This is a genomic window from Arthrobacter endolithicus (assembly GCF_026627425.1).
Taxonomy (GTDB): Bacteria; Actinomycetota; Actinomycetes; order Actinomycetales; family Micrococcaceae; genus Arthrobacter_M.
In genome coordinates this window covers 34,263-48,381 of record NZ_JAPNLH010000003.1, presented here as the reverse complement: position 1 = coordinate 48,381, position 14,119 = coordinate 34,263, and the positions used below count along the sequence as shown (strand labels likewise).

Here is a 14,119-nt window from a genome sequence, read left to right as displayed (position 1 = left end):
GATCTCCCTGCTGCTTGGGCCTGTTGCCATGGTGGTCGTGGCGGGGGCGCTCGTGGACGCCTCCGTGGTCGAGGCAGCCGCGATCGGCACTGCCTTGGTAAACACTGTCCGGCTCCGGCCGCGGAACTCGGCGATCACGTCGCGGTCCTCGGGCGCTCCGGCGAAGATCCGCACGTCATAAATGCCGCTGCGCCCTTGACTGCTCCGCCGTTGGGCCTCGGCGGTGATCCTCTGCCCTTCCCGACTGGGCTTGAGAAAATTGACGTCAACGCCGGATCCCACCGTCATGGTGCTGCCGTCGCCGTCGGCGGGATTGCAGGCCAGCGCGAAGGCGGAGTCCGCGAACGCAAAAATCATCCCGCCGTGCGTCACGCCGAAGCCGTTCATCATCTCCTTGCGCAGTGTCATCGCGATGGTTGCGTGCCCGTCCCCCAGCTTGAGGACCTCGACGCCCAGCCACGCCGAGGCGTGGTCGTTGGCCAGCATGGGGTGGTTCAGACTGGTACTGCTGCCAACCATGTGATTCCTCTCACCCGACTTACCGAATGTTCATTAGGTAATACCCTTGCAGCGCTCCGTGTCAAGCGGGCCGGGGTCCGGTCAGCTCGGTGGCGCCCAGCGCATCCGCAAGGAACGCGTAATCCCAAGCACGCGCTTTCCAGCCTTCATAACGGCCGGATGCTCCACCGTGGCCGCCGTCCATTTCGATTTTCAGCACGATTGGTTCGCTGCCGGTGCTGATTTCCCGCAGCGCCTGCACCCATTTGGCTGGCTCCACGTAAAGCACTCGTGTGTCATTGAAACTGGTCACCGCGGCGATCCGCGGATAAGCAACGGGGCGGATATTCTCGTACGGCGTGTAGCCCTTCATGTAGTGGTAAACCTCGGCGTCAGTGATCGGATTTCCCCATTCCTCCCACTCCAGCGCTGACAGCGGCAGCTCCGGGTCCAGAATGGTGGTCAGCGCATCCACAAAAGGAACCTGGGCGACGACGGCGGCAAACTTCTCCGGGGCCAGGTTCGCTACCGCTCCCATCAGCAGCCCGCCGGCGGATCCGCCCAGGGCGGCGATCCGCGTCCGGTCAACCCAGCCCGAAGCGGCCAGCCAATCCGTGGCGGCAAGGAAATCCGTAAAGGTGTTTTTCTTCTCCGTCTTTTTGCCCTGTTCATACCAGTGCCGGCCCATTTCGCCGCCGCCGCGGATGTGGGCAATTACAAACACGATCCCGCGGTCCAGCAGCGAGAGCCGGGCAATCGAAAAGCCCGGGTCCATGCTGACTTCATAGGAACCGTAACCGTAAACCACGCCCGCCTGCGAGCCATCCCGGGGCAGGTCCGCGCGGCGGATCACGGAGAGCGGAACCTGCGTGCCGTCCGGTGTCCGGGCCCATTCCCGCTTGGCGATGTAGCTGCCGGGGCGGTAGCCCCCCAGGACGGGGGATTCCTTGCGCAGCAGGAGTTCGCCGGAGTTGCCGGTGGTACCGGTTGCGGTTATCGGCAGCACGAAGTCGTAGATCCGCGGCGGCGTCAAATACGAGGTGTAGCCCAGCCGGATGACCGGAGCTTCGTAATCGGATCCGCCCATAGTGGTGGTGAACAGCTCCTCATCGAAGGCCGGTTCCACCGCGTCCCGCTGGCCAGCGGTGCCCAACCCGGGCAGTTCAATCACCTGCACCCGTTCGATCGTGTCCGACCGGACGGAAAGGACCAGATGCGTGGCGGTGACCGTCGCGCCGTCAACCCTGACGCCGTCGTCGTGCTCCAGCACCGTTGCCCACCGCTGATCCGCCACCGGCCTGCCCAGCTGCGCAGTATCCAGCAGCGAAATCATCGAGTTCACCGCGTCCTTATTATGCGTGAGCAGGATCTTTTCCACCCCGTCCAGCAGGAATGGTTCCGCGTCATAGAGGATCTTTTCCGTCCGTGGAATCACCATCTGCAGACCATTTTCGGGAGCATCGAGCCGCAGGTACCGGGTCTCGCTGAACTCCGAGCAGCCGATGCTGATGACCAGCGCGCGGCGGTCCGAAGAGAGCTCAAAGCCCGTCCACATCGCCACGTCATCCTCCTGGTAGAGCACCTCATCGGTGGAGGTAGGCGTGCCCAGCACATGCGATTTCACCTGATAGGGACGCCAGGATTCGTCGGCCACCATGTAGAAAAGCCGGCTGCCGTCGGGTGCGAAGACCAGCCCGTAGAAGACATTCTCGATCACGTCATCAAGGAGCATGCCACTGCGTAAATCCTTGATCCGTACGGTGAACAGCTCATCCCCGGAGTTGTCCTGGGCGTACGCATAGAGCGTGCCGTCCTGGGTGACGGTGGCACCGCCGAGTGAAAAGAAGGGTTTTCCCGCGGCCTCCGCGTTGCCGTCCAGCAGGATCTGCTCACCCGGCGCCGGCTGGCCCGCCTCAATCAGTGGCGGCGTCCAATCCTGAACACTGTTCCCGGTGTCCGCAGCCTGCACCCGGCAGTGCACGCCGTAGGCCTCGCCCTCTTCGGTTCGGGTGTAGTACCACCAGCCGTCCTTGCGGGTGGGCACGGAGAGGTCCGTTTCCTGAGTGCGGGCCTTGATTTCACCGAAAATGGCCTGCCGCAACGGCTCCTGGCCCGCAGTCACCTCATCCGTGTACGCCTGCTCTGCCTCCAGATGAGCCTTAACCTCTGGATTTTCCTTCTCCCGGAGCCACTCGTAGTTGTCGGTGAAAGTGTCCCCATGATGGGTCCGGGTAGTAGGAACCTTTTTGGCGACGGGCGGGGCAGCGGGGGTGGTTTTCGTCATGGATGCCACTCTAGCGAGGTGGCCGACAGGCCACGTAGTCAACAGGTCGACACGGGGTCAGTGTACCGCCGCTGTTCACCGGGTTGCCGGTCGCGTCACCCCGGCTGCTGGTCGCGCGCAAACGCCTCCTCCGTCCATACCCCCTGCAGCGCGGCACGCACGCCCCGGGACATGGACTGCAGGTGATCTCGGTCCGCCGGAACAAATGTCTGCTCCTGCATCTGCTGTTCCATCCGGGTCAGCTGATCCGCCAAGACTGCTCTAAGCGAGGGTGTTGAGCTGCACCAGGCCACCTCTTTGAGTAGGTCGAGGATCCGGCCCGCCACCACGGGATCTGCGACCCCGTACCGTCGGGGCTGGCCAATGGCCAAGTCCAGCAAGGAAGCAAATCCTGGCTGGGCGATCACGACCCGGATCTGGCCGCTACCGTCCGCCACGGTGCGCGGGCCTAACTTCCGGCCGGCAAGGTCGCACAGGATGGCAGAAAGATGGCCGAGCACATGGACGGCGGTGGTCGGGTCGTTAACGCCGGGGGAGAGTGCCCGTGCGGCGACATCGGTCAGTTGACGTAGGCCGAAGCTGACGTCCTGGACTATGGTGCGCTCAAAACCAATGGTGGCCGCACTCGAAACTGCCTTGCGGAGTGCTTCGGTGTTCTGGTCCGTCAACGGCTGATTCGACACCACTGGCCACGCCGTTGCCAGCGGCGTTCCCCGAACGATGGAACTTCCGGGCTCACGGTCGATGCGGATGACGGCGTTGTTCGCCGTGGCTGCTTCCAGTAGGTCGTCCGGATCGATGCTAAGTAAAAAGCCAGAGGTCACTGACTCAATAAGGATGGCCGTCCGCGCTTCCGGCACCGGCCGCGGACGCCCGCGGCCACCTGCGTCCCCGCCGCCGTCGTCGCCGTCCCCGCCGTCGTCGTCTCCGTTCCCGCCGTCAACGCGGTCGGGGAAGAGCCTGCTGATGGTCGCGGTCGTCTCGCGGTGCACATTGGCCATAACGGTGTCCACGCGGATCTCCCGTGCCAGGTGGGCCAGGAAATATACCAGCCCTATGATGCTGGCAATCTCCAGAATGAACGCCAGGGAAACGGAAATCTGGGGTACGAAGCCGGTCTGGCCGCCATTTTCTGAGCGAACGGTCCGCAGCACGGTCAGTGCGAACGTGAACGTGCCCAAAAAAAGCGTCAGGACGCCATGGACCGTGCGGTCAGCGGTGAAGTTGCGCAGCAGCCGCGGCGAAAACTGGCTGCTGGCAAGCTGTAGTGTGATGACAGTCAGCGAAAAGGTTAGAGACGTTACCGTAACCAGTGAGCTGGCGATGGCTTCCAGCACCGCACGTGCCGCCGCAGGCCCCCCGCCGAATAGAGATACCTTCAGGGCGGGCGGCAGATCATCGGTGACGGCGACATCCACCAGCGGCAGCCCAATTCCGGCAGCCAGGGCGACGACGACGCCCAAGGCAGGCAGCGGCCACAGCAGGGATGCCAACGCATCAAGAGCTACCCGCAGGCGCCCACTGCTGGACCGGGACATTATTCGCGGCCCCGGCAAAAGATTCCGGGTGCGGACCCTGCATGAATAGGGTCGGGGCCACGGACTGCTGAAAGTGTAAGTATCACGGACATACCCTCCGACGTGGTCTTAGGACTTTGATGCCGACTGTACTGCACGGTGCAACTTGGCGGGACGGGGAAGGAGATTGTTTGGGCACCGGTGGTTGACTCATATCACACCGTGCCGATATCCTGAACGAACGGTCGGTAATTCCTTGAGGAGCAATCATGGCGCAAAATCTGCAGGCAGTCGGAGACGTTGCCCCTTCGCAGCAGCAATCCCAGCTGGACGCGGATGCCGGGCAGGCATATTTTGACCATGTCATGGCGGAGGACTCGCGGATCGAGCCGCGGGACTGGATGCCGGACGCCTATCGGCGTACGCTCGTGCGCCAGATTTCCCAACACGCGCACTCCGAAATCATCGGTATGCAGCCGGAGGCTAACTGGATCAGCCGCGCTCCGAGCCTCAAACGCAAAGCCATCCTGATGGCCAAGGTGCAGGACGAGGCGGGCCACGGGCTGTATCTCTATTCTGCGGCCGAGACTCTCGGCACCTCCCGCGACGAGATGATGGGCCAGCTGGTGGCCGGCAAGGCCCGCTATTCAAGCATCTTTAACTACCCCACGGTGACTTGGGCGGACATGGGTGCCATCGGTTGGATGGTCGACGGCGCCGCAATCTGCAATCAGGTGCCGCTGTGCCGGGCGTCCTTTGGCCCGTACGGGCGGGCGATGGTCCGGGTCTGCAAGGAAGAATCCTTCCACCAGCGGCAGGGCTTCGAAATTCTCCTGGAACTCGCAAACGGGACTCCTGCGCAAAAGCAGATGGCGCAGGATGCCGTTGACCGCTGGTATGCCCCGTCGCTAATGATGTTCGGGCCCCCGGATGATGACTCCCCCAACTCGAAGCAGTCCATGGCCTGGAATATCAAGCGGTTCAGTAACGACGAGCTGCGTTCCCGGTTTGTCGGGATGATGGCCGAACAGGTCAAGGTGCTGGGACTTTCCCTGCCGGATCCCGAGGTCCGCTTCAATGAGGATACGAAGAAGTGGGAGCACGGTCCGCTGGACTGGGAAGAGTTCAAGGAAGTTCTGGCCGGGCGGGGACCGTGCAATGCGCAGCGGATGGAGCGCCGGCGCCAGGCGCACGACGACGGCGCCTGGGTCCGCGAGGCAGCGACGGCGTACGCGGCGAAAATGGCAGCGAAGAATGAGGTTGCGGCATGATCCCCACCGGCTCCCAACCTTCGCAGGCTCAGACCGGGTCCCTCGCCGGCGTGGGCCCAGCCACCGGCTCCCAACCTTCGCAGGCTCAGACCGGGTCCCTCGCCGGCGTGGGCCCAGCCACCGGCTCCCAACCTTCGCAGGCTCAGGCCGGGTCCCTCGCCGGCGTGGGCCCAGCCACCGGCTGGCCCTTGTGGGAAGTGTTTGTTCGTTCCAGCCGCGGTCTTTCCCATGTGCACGCAGGATCCCTGCATGCGCCGGACGCGGCCATGGCGCTGCGGAACGCGCGGGATCTGTATACCCGGCGTAATGAAGGCGTCTCCATTTGGGTGGTTCCCGCCGATGCGATTGCCGCCAGCGACCCGGATTCCAAGGGATCCTTCTTCGAGTCCCCGCAGGGCAAGGACTATCGCCATGCCACCTACTACGTCAAAAGTGAAGGCGTGAAGCACCTGTGATCCCCACCGGCTCCCAACCTTCGCAGGCTCAGGCCGGGTCCCTCGCCGGCGTGGGCCCAGCCACCGGCTCCCAACCTTCGCAGGCTCAGGCCGGGTCCCTCGCCGGCGTGGGCCCAGCCAGTGCCACCCGCATCACGCCGGGAAACGCCCTGCGTCCAGAGGACATTGCCCTGGAAGTGCAGCGCGGCGACGTCAAGCCCAGCGAAAACGTGGGCGAATACGCCCTCCGGCTCGGAGATGATGCCCTGATCTTGGCTCAGCGGTTGGGCCACTGGATTTCGCGTGCGCCCGAGCTGGAAGAAGATGTGGCGTTGGGCAACATTGCCCTCGACCAGTTGGGCCATGCCCGTTCCTTTCTGACCTACGCCGGCGCGGCCTGGGGAAAGACCGAGGACGAGCTTGCCTACTTCCGGCGGGAGCCGGAGTTCCGGTCGGCGCATCTGTTTGAGCAGCCCAACGGTGATTTCGCCGTCACCATCGTCCGGCAGTTCATCGTCTCCTATTATCAGTTCGAGCTGTACCGCCGGCTGACCGACTCTTCGGATGCCACCCTCGCCGCTATCGCCGCCAAAGCGGTCAAGGAAGTGGATTACCACCGCGATCACAGCGCGCAGTGGGTGCTGCGGCTGGCGTTGGGGACAGATGAATCCCGCGGCCGTCTGCTGGCCGGACTGCGACTGCTCTGGCCCTACGTTGGCGAACTGTTCGAGGACGATGCGCTGACCGCACGACTCGGGGACGCCGCCGTCGCGCCCTCTTCGCTGCGCGCCGATTTTGATCGCCTGACCGATGAGGTGTTGGTGGAGGCCGAAATTGACGTACCCCACGTTCCTTCGGCGCTCGGCGGCGGCCGACGCGGACAGCATTCGGAGCATATGGGCTACATCCTGGCTGAGATGCAGGTGCTGGCGCGCGAATATCCGGGAGCAAGCTGGTGATGATCGTGGACCCGTATGCGGATCGGGAGGAACAGGGAACGGTGCGGACCGCGGACCAGAAGGCGTGGGAGATCGCCGCCGCCGTCTGCGATCCGGAAATTCCCGTGCTCAGCATCGCGGATCTGGGCATCCTGCGTGAGGTACGCCTGTTCGACGACGGCGGGTTCGTTCCCGCCGTCGAGGTCACCATCACGCCCACCTACTCGGGTTGCCCTGCGATGGACGCGATCCGCGACGATCTGGCCCGCGCATTTGAGCAGGCGGGATACCCTGCGGTTCATGTGAATCTGGTGCTCTCCCCGGCCTGGACCACCGACTGGATGAGCGCGGAGGGCAAGACAAAGCTGCGCGAATACGGCATAGCGGCTCCTTCCGGGACCTCGGCCGCGGGCGGCATTGGGCATACTGCGCGGGGACCGGTAAGACTGTCGTTGCAGGTCAAATGTCCGCAGTGTTCCTCGCTAAACACCAAAGAACTCACTCGTTTCGGATCCACCGCCTGCAAGGCACTCTATGTCTGCCAGGACTGCAAGGAACCCTTCGACTACTTCAAGGTGCACTAATGACCGTTCCACCGACTGCCCCGGCCAGCGACCTTGACGAGAAGATCAATGACACTCCCGCCAAGCGCCGCGCCTCCTTCCACACCCTTAGCGTCTCGGCGGTGCGCCGGCTGACCGAGGATGCCATTGAGGTGACGTTTGCGGTCCCACCGGCATTGGCAGGCGCGTTTGACTATCTCCCCGGGCAATATGTGGCCCTGCGGACAACATTGACCGACGAAGCGGGGGAACCGCGGGAGCTGCGCCGCAGTTACTCCATCTGTGCTGTGCCGATGCATTTTGCGGATGGCAGTTCCGAAATCAAGGTGGCGATCAAACGGGATCTGGGCGGGTTGTTTTCGACCTGGGCCAATGCCGAGCTGAAGCCAGGAGACGCCCTGGACGTGATGAGCCCGGCGGGCGCCTTCATCTCCAAGCACGGCGCCAAGCGCAACGTCATGAACAGCATGAACCACCCTGAACAGCTGGCCGGGACCCCGGGCAGTTACGTGGCGATTGCGGCGGGGTCCGGAATTACTCCGGTGATTTCCATTGCGCGGACCCTGCTGGCCGCCGATCCGCAGACCCGCTTTGACCTGGTGTATGCCAACAAAGCTGCCATGGATGTGATGTTCCTGGAGGAACTGGCGGACCTCAAGGACAGGTATCCGGGGCGGCTGGCCCTGCACCATATCTTGTCCCGCGAACAGCGCATAGCGCCGTTGATGACGGGCCGGATCGACGCCGAAAAGCTGGAGTTGCTCCTGCGGGCCGCTATCCATGCAGATGATATCGACGAATGGTTCCTCTGCGGGCCCTTTGAACTGGTCCAGCTCTGCCGCGACGCCCTGGCAGAGCGCGGCGTTCCGGCGGACCGGGTACGGTTCGAGCTGTTCACCACCGGGCTCCCGGACCGGCCGGAGGGGCAGGCGGGCCGCGCGGTCAGCACCGACGACGCCGCGGAGTCTTACAAAATCACCTTTAAGCTGGACGGTTTGGAAGGCACGGTGGATAGTCCCACGCACGCCCGGGAGTCCATCCTGAACGCAGCCTTGCGTGTCCGCCCGGATGTTCCATTTGCCTGCGCCGGCGGTGTCTGCGGCACCTGCCGCGCCAAGCTGGTGACCGGAACCGTGGAGATGGCGGAAAATTATGCGCTGGAGCCCGATGAGGTGGAAAAGGGCTACATTCTGACCTGCCAGGCCCACCCCACCAGCGATGCCGTGAGTGTTGACTACGACGTCTGAGCAGGGGATCGGCCCGCCCCGGCAACTGACCAAGACCGTCCGCGCCGGCGTGGAGATCCAGCCACGTCCCGCAGCAAGGAGCCAGCCATGATCGACCTGACCATCACGGACAAAGTCGCGGAAATAGTCCTCAACGCCCCGGCCAAACTCAACGCGCTCGACGAGGATGGGCTGGCAGAGCTCAGCAGGGCCTATGACGATGCCGCCGCGGCCGCCGTGGACGGATCCGTCCACGCGCTATTGTTGCGCGGCGAGGGCCGTGCCTTCTGCGCCGGTAGGGATATCTCTCACGTCACGCCGGACAAGGACGACGCGATGGGCTACCTGGGCGATCTACTGACTCCGTTGCTGCAGAAAATGAGCGCGTTCCCCGCACCCACCTTCGCCGCGGCGCACGGCGCATGTCTCGGCGTCGGCCTTGGCCTGCTGATCGCCACCGACGTCGTATACATCGCGGACACCGCCAAGATCGGTTCCCCGTTCGCAAACCTCGGCGCCACCCTTGACTCCGGCGGACACTGGCTCTTCACCGAGCGCCTGGGGGCCCACCGGACCCTGGATCTGATCTACACCACCGAGCTGATGAGCGGTGCCGATGCCGTAGCCTCGGGTCTGTTCAGCCGGTCCCTTCCAGCTGCGGACCTCCTAGACTTCACCCGAGCCACTGCCACGAAGGTCGCGGCCGGCCCAACCCAGGCGTTTGCCGCCAGCAAGGACCTGGTCGCGGCCATCCGGGACGAGCGGCTGGGACTATGGTCCGCCGTCGGGCAGGAAAACATGGCGCAGGCCGGGCTGTCTACGACGTCCGATTACGCCGAAGGTTTTGCCGCCTTCGCGGCCAAGCGCAAACCCGATTTTGGCCGCTGACTAAGACCGCTAAATTGATGAAATCGATCTATTTGTCCACGAGTTCCCTCGATATGGATCCAGTACGCACCGGTGACGCTGGGCGCCGGAGCTCCGGTGCTGCCGCGGCGGATCGAGGTCGGGTTCGAAGAACTTGCCCAAAATGGCGAGCTCGCCTGCGCGAGGCTCGCCGTGGTTTAGCGGGTGTCGACATCCTCGAAGATCAGGAACGTTTGGGTGTCCAGCACCCCGGGCATGGACTGCAGTTGATCAAAAATCACGCGCCGCAGGTCCACATTGTCCACGGCCCGGACCAGCAGGATGACGTCGAAGTCTCCTCCGACCAGCGCGATGTGGTGGATTTCCTCAATAGCGCGCAGCTTTTCCTTCAGCTCCCGCCAGGAATGCTGCCGGACCTTCAGCGTCACGTAAGCGGAGGAACGCAGGCCCGCTTTGATCGGATCCACCAGGGCGGTGAATTTGGTCAGCACGCCGGTATCCGTAAGCCGGGAAATTCTCGAGTAGGCGTGGGCTCGTGAGATGTGCACGTTGTCCGCTACGGCCGTCACGGACATCCGTCCATCGCGGGTGAGCTCGGCAAGGATTCTGCGGTCGACGTCATCCAACGGTGCCGTGTTCGGATCGGGCATGGTCAGCTCCGGGTGGGTTGTGCGTCGAGGGGTGCGCGGCGGATGGCAAAACGAAAGGTAATCTGTCTCACGTTTGCATTATGTCTTCCATTCTAGCTTTTTCAGCGGATAATTTCCAGAATTATCCGCGCATCAGCATACGAAACGCTCCCAAAGGGCATACTTGAAGCTCAAAGCATCCACTGCTGATCAAGGATGATGGGCCATGAATCAACTGTCAATACCGGTGCTAACGGACGAGCTGATGCTGCCATCGCTACAGCCCGTGCGGCTGATTGACGAAACCGGTACTGCCGCCGCGGGCCGGACATCTAAAGAGAACTATCCGCTCCCGGAGGAGCAGACGCTGCTGCGCGGATACGCTCAGCTGGTGACGGGCCGGCGGGTCAATGACCAGGCCTCGGCGCTGGTGCGGCAGGGCCGGATGGCTGTCTATCCCTCCTCGCATGGTCAGGAGGCCTGCCAGGTGGCCGCGGCCATGTGCCTCGCGGACGGTGACTGGCTATTCCCGACATACCGGGACACCGTCGCCGTAATGGCCCGCGGCGTCGACCCGGTGCAGGTGATGGAGCTGCTGCGCGGCAGCTGGCACAGCGGTTACGACCCCTACGAACACAACGTCGCCACGCAATCCACGCCACTGGCGACCCAGCTGCTGCACGCTGTGGGTGTCGCCCACGCGGCCAAGCTCAGGGGGCAGGACACCGTTGTCCTCGCACTGTGTGGAGACGGGGCCAGCAGCGAAGGCGACTTCCATGAGGCGCTGAACTTTGCTGCCGTATTCCATCTGCCGGTGGTCTTTTTTGTGCAGAACAACGAGTACGCCATTTCCGTGCCGCTGAGCCAGCAGAGCGTGGCGCCGTCACTGGCGCACAAGGCCATTGGCTACGGAATGCCCGGTGAGCGGGTGGACGGCAACGATTTGGCGGCGCTGCTGGCCGTGCTCGGGAACGTCGTGCAGCGCGCCCGCGGCGGTGGCGGACCGTCCCTGGTGGAGGCGCACACCTACCGGATGCAGTCCCATACCAATGCCGACGACGCCAGCCGCTACCGCACGGAGGATGAGGTACGCGCCTGGGAGCCGCGCGACCCGTTGCTGCGCCTGCGGTCGTACCTGCTCGCGGCGAATCTGCTGACGGACGCCGAGGAAGGGCGGATCGCGGCCGACGCCGAAGCAGTGGCCACGGTGCTCCGCGATGGACTGAATGCGGAGGTCACCGTGGATCCGCAGGACCTGTTCAGGTTTGTCTACAGTACGCCCACGCCCCAGCTGATCGAACAGGCACAGCTGCTGGCCGAAGAGCTCAGCCGCGAAGGAGCCACCTCATGACGACACTATCAGCAAGCCCGACGGCCGCGGATCCGTCGGTGCAGACGCCACCGGTGACGGCAGCCCAGGCCCCTGCAGCCGCGGCGGGAGCGGCAGCAGCACAGCAGCAGTCCCTGACGTTCGCGAAGGCGCTCACTCTGGCGATGGCCGATTCGATGGCTGCTGATGACACCGTCGTCATCTTTGGTGAAGACGTCGGTGTGCTTGGCGGCGTTTTCCGGATCACGGACGGCCTGACCAAGCGCTTCGGCCGAGAGCGCTGCTTTGACACGCCGCTGGCCGAATCCGGCATTGTGGGCATGGCCGTGGGGATGGCCATGAACGGGATGAAGCCTGTGGTGGAGATGCAATTCGATGCGTTCGCGTATCCCGCGTTCGAACAGGTTGTCAGTCACGTGGCAAAAATGGCCAACCGCACCAAGGGCAAGGTGCGGCTGCCGATGGTCATCCGCATCCCCTACGCGGGCGGGATCGGCGGCGTAGAGCACCACTGCGATTCCTCGGAGGCATATTACGTGCACACACCGGGGCTGACGGTCCTGGCGCCGTCGACGGCGGCGGATGCCTATCTCATGCTCCGGGATGCCATCAGCAGCCCGGATCCGGTGGTTTTCCTCGAGCCTAAGAAGCTGTATTTCGCCAGGGAGAACGTGGATATTGATGCCCTCCGGGCAGCGTTTGAGTCGACGGCAGCGGCGACGTCCATTGGGCGGGCCGTGATTGCCAGGGAGGGAACGGATGCAACGCTGATTGCCTACGGGCCATCCGTGCCGACGGCTCTGGCTGCGGCGGACGCGGCTGCGGCGGAGGGACGATCGCTGCAGGTCATTGATGTGCGCTCACTTGTCCCGTTCGACGACGAAACGGTCTGCTCCGCGGTCCGTCGGACCGGGCGGGCCGTGGTGATTGCCGAGGCCCCCGGATTCGCCTCCGTTGCCGCCGAGATCGTTGCGCGGGTTCAGGAGCGTTGTTTCCATTCACTCGCCGCACCCCTGCGGCGCGTGACCGGATTCGACATTCCGTATCCGGCGCCGAAGCTTGAGCAGCATTATCTTCCCGGGGTGGACCGCATCCTGGATGTCGTTGACGAACTTCAGTGGGAGGACCAATGAGTTTGCAGGTATTTCTGCTGCCGGATCTCGGTGAGGGTTTGACCGAGGCGGAATTGGTCACATGGCTGGTCAGGGTGGGAGACGAGATCGCCGTGGACCAGCCGATCGCGGAGGTGGAAACGGCAAAGTCCCTTGTCGAGGTGCCCTCGCCCTTTGCCGGTCAGGTCGCAGTGCTGCACGGGAAAGCGGGACAGACGATGGATGTCGGCAAACCGCTGATTTCCGTTCAGTCAACGAAGAATGGAACCGAGGAGAATGAGGCCGTGGAATATGAGCAGGTGGAGGCCCGCGGATCCGAGGGTTCCGGAAATGTCTTGATCGGATATGGCACCTCTGGCCATGGAGCCGGCGGCAGGACGCGACCGCGGAAGAAGCCCGCGGCCGGCCAGGCGGGTTCTGCGAGCACAGGGGGAACCGGCCCTGCAGAGGTCCTCACCGCATCGGCGGCGGTCTCCGTCGATCACAAAAGCCCACTGGTGATTTCACCGCTGGTCCGCAAGCTGGCCCGCGATGGCGGCCTTGTGCTGCATTCCATCCCGGGTTCCGGGCAGCAGGGCCTGATCCTGCGCCGCGATGTCGAGGCGGCGCTGGCGGGACAATTCAGTGCTGGCAGTGCTGGCAGTGCTGGCAGTGCTGGCAGTGCTGGCAGTGCTGGCGGTGCGGACAGTGCAGGGCAGCGGGATGCCCGAACCGGCCTGACCATCCGCAGCCGCACCGGGCTGAAGGGTCTGCGGAAGACGGTTGCGGCGAATCTTAGCCGGAGCCGCAGCGAAATCCCTGAGGCCACCGTGTGGGTGGACGTCGACGCCACCGCGCTGGTGGAACTGCGCAGCGGGCTCAAAAACCAGGATCCGGACAGCACTCCGGGCCTGCTGGCCTTCATCGCCCGTTTCGTGACCGCCGGGTTGGCACGATACCCGGAACTCAATGCGCGGATTGAAGGAACTGAGGAGGGAGGACAGCAGATTGTCGCCCTCGACGGCATCAATCTGGGCTTTGCGGCCCAGACCGAGCGTGGTCTGATGGTCCCGTCCGTCGAGCACGCTGAAAAACTCAGCGCCAGGGAACTGGACGCTGAAATCCGTCGGCTGACCGCCGTCACCCGTGCAGGAAAGGCAACGCCCGCGGAGCTGGCGCGCGGCACCTTCACACTCAATAATTACGGTGTCTTCGGTGTGGACGGCTCGGCTGCCATCATCAATTATCCCGAATCCGCGATCCTGGGCATTGGCCGGATCATTGACAAGCCCTGGGTGGTAGACGGCGCCTTGGCCGTTCGAAAGCTGACCGAGCTGACGCTGGTCTTTGACCACCGGGTGTGCGACGGCGGCACGGCCGGCGGGTTCCTGCGTTACGTTGCGGATGCGATAGAGAATCCGGGAGGCGTGCTGGCGGACCTATAGGGCCGGCATTACCGTGCCACTGGAAT

12 protein-coding genes and 1 pseudogene are annotated in these 14,119 nt (G+C 63.9%); 9 read left to right on the top strand and 4 right to left on the bottom strand.

Going from position 1 to position 14,119, the window contains the following annotated elements:
* Window positions 1–93: 93 nt before the first annotated feature.
* From paaI to OS914_RS03455, 3 genes and pseudogenes are all read right to left on the bottom strand, one after another.
* Window positions 94–519: pseudogene (gene paaI, locus OS914_RS03465) on the bottom strand (hydroxyphenylacetyl-CoA thioesterase PaaI); the annotation flags it as partial.
* Between the two features lie 61 nt (window positions 520–580).
* Window positions 581–2,782, bottom strand: coding sequence for a S9 family peptidase (locus OS914_RS03460; protein ID WP_267544676.1), 2,202 nt, complete (start codon window positions 2,780–2,782; stop codon window positions 581–583).
* 95 nt (window positions 2,783–2,877) lie between these two features.
* On the bottom strand, window positions 2,878–4,320 hold the full coding sequence (locus OS914_RS03455) for a DUF2254 domain-containing protein (RefSeq protein WP_267544675.1): 1,443 nt from the start codon (window positions 4,318–4,320) through the stop codon (window positions 2,878–2,880).
* Between the two features lie 245 nt (window positions 4,321–4,565).
* Between OS914_RS03455 and paaA the strand changes: the two genes are divergently transcribed.
* The 6 genes from paaA (at window position 4,566) to OS914_RS03425 (ending at window position 9,619) form a co-directional block, all read left to right on the top strand.
* A complete protein-coding gene (gene paaA / locus OS914_RS03450; protein ID WP_267544869.1) occupies window positions 4,566–5,570 on the top strand; it encodes a 1,2-phenylacetyl-CoA epoxidase subunit PaaA in 1,005 nt (334 codons plus the stop codon).
* Complete coding sequence (gene paaB / locus OS914_RS03445) at window positions 5,567–6,025, top strand: 1,2-phenylacetyl-CoA epoxidase subunit PaaB (RefSeq protein WP_267544674.1); 459 nt, start codon at window positions 5,567–5,569, stop codon at window positions 6,023–6,025. Before paaA ends, paaB begins: the two co-directional genes overlap by 4 nt.
* A 50-nt stretch (window positions 6,026–6,075) precedes the next feature.
* Entirely contained in the window at window positions 6,076–6,963 is an 888-nt protein-coding gene (paaC, locus tag OS914_RS03440; protein WP_420713862.1) for a 1,2-phenylacetyl-CoA epoxidase subunit PaaC, read from the top strand.
* A complete protein-coding gene (gene paaD, locus OS914_RS03435) occupies window positions 6,963–7,526 on the top strand; it encodes a 1,2-phenylacetyl-CoA epoxidase subunit PaaD (RefSeq protein ID WP_267544867.1) in 564 nt (187 codons plus the stop codon). The genes paaC and paaD overlap by 1 nt, the downstream gene beginning before the upstream one ends.
* Window positions 7,526–8,752 carry a 1,2-phenylacetyl-CoA epoxidase subunit PaaE gene (gene paaE / locus OS914_RS03430; protein WP_267544673.1) on the top strand — a complete coding sequence of 409 codons (1,227 nt, stop codon included), beginning with the start codon at window positions 7,526–7,528 and terminating at the stop codon, window positions 8,750–8,752. The genes paaD and paaE overlap by 1 nt, the downstream gene beginning before the upstream one ends.
* A gap of 87 nt (window positions 8,753–8,839) precedes the next feature.
* Window positions 8,840–9,619 (top strand): enoyl-CoA hydratase/isomerase family protein, encoded by a 780-nt coding sequence (locus OS914_RS03425; protein ID WP_267544672.1) that lies wholly within the window; start codon window positions 8,840–8,842, stop codon window positions 9,617–9,619.
* Between the two features lie 176 nt (window positions 9,620–9,795).
* Here OS914_RS03425 and OS914_RS03420 read toward each other — a convergent pair whose 3' ends face one another.
* Window positions 9,796–10,248, bottom strand: coding sequence for an Lrp/AsnC family transcriptional regulator (locus OS914_RS03420; RefSeq protein ID WP_267544671.1), 453 nt, complete (start codon window positions 10,246–10,248; stop codon window positions 9,796–9,798).
* Between the two features lie 205 nt (window positions 10,249–10,453).
* Here OS914_RS03420 and OS914_RS03415 point away from each other — a divergent pair, with 205 nt between their 5' ends.
* From OS914_RS03415 to OS914_RS03405, 3 genes are read left to right on the top strand one after another with little or no spacing between them, the layout of a single operon-like run.
* Complete coding sequence (locus OS914_RS03415; protein WP_267544670.1) at window positions 10,454–11,578, top strand: thiamine pyrophosphate-dependent dehydrogenase E1 component subunit alpha; 1,125 nt, start codon at window positions 10,454–10,456, stop codon at window positions 11,576–11,578.
* Entirely contained in the window at window positions 11,575–12,690 is a 1,116-nt protein-coding gene (locus tag OS914_RS03410) for an alpha-ketoacid dehydrogenase subunit beta (RefSeq protein WP_267544669.1), read from the top strand. The genes OS914_RS03415 and OS914_RS03410 overlap by 4 nt, the downstream gene beginning before the upstream one ends.
* The gene (locus OS914_RS03405) at window positions 12,687–14,093 is read left to right on the top strand and encodes a dihydrolipoamide acetyltransferase family protein (protein WP_267544668.1); all 1,407 of its coding nucleotides are present in this window, start codon (window positions 12,687–12,689) and stop codon (window positions 14,091–14,093) included. The genes OS914_RS03410 and OS914_RS03405 overlap by 4 nt, the downstream gene beginning before the upstream one ends.
* The last annotated feature ends 26 nt before the right edge of the window (window positions 14,094–14,119 follow it).

Bases quoted from the DNA above. Each gene is read 5' to 3' on its own strand.
- OS914_RS03415 (WP_267544670.1), top strand. From the start codon at position 10,454: ATGAATCAACTGTCAATACCGGTGCTAACGGACGAGCTGATGCTGCCA.
- OS914_RS03425 (WP_267544672.1), top strand. From the start codon at position 8,840: ATGATCGACCTGACCATCACGGACAAAGTCGCGGAAATAGTCCTCAAC.
- paaE (WP_267544673.1), top strand. From the start codon at position 7,526: ATGACCGTTCCACCGACTGCCCCGGCCAGCGACCTTGACGAGAAGATC.
- OS914_RS03455 (WP_267544675.1), bottom strand. From the start codon at position 4,320: ATGTCCCGGTCCAGCAGTGGGCGCCTGCGGGTAGCTCTTGATGCGTTG.
- OS914_RS03460 (WP_267544676.1), bottom strand. From the start codon at position 2,782: ATGACGAAAACCACCCCCGCTGCCCCGCCCGTCGCCAAAAAGGTTCCT.
- paaD (WP_267544867.1), top strand. From the start codon at position 6,963: ATGATCGTGGACCCGTATGCGGATCGGGAGGAACAGGGAACGGTGCGG.
- OS914_RS03405 (WP_267544668.1), top strand. From the start codon at position 12,687: ATGAGTTTGCAGGTATTTCTGCTGCCGGATCTCGGTGAGGGTTTGACC.
- OS914_RS03420 (WP_267544671.1), bottom strand. From the start codon at position 10,248: ATGCCCGATCCGAACACGGCACCGTTGGATGACGTCGACCGCAGAATC.
- OS914_RS03410 (WP_267544669.1), top strand. From the start codon at position 11,575: ATGACGACACTATCAGCAAGCCCGACGGCCGCGGATCCGTCGGTGCAG.
- paaB (WP_267544674.1), top strand. From the start codon at position 5,567: ATGATCCCCACCGGCTCCCAACCTTCGCAGGCTCAGACCGGGTCCCTC.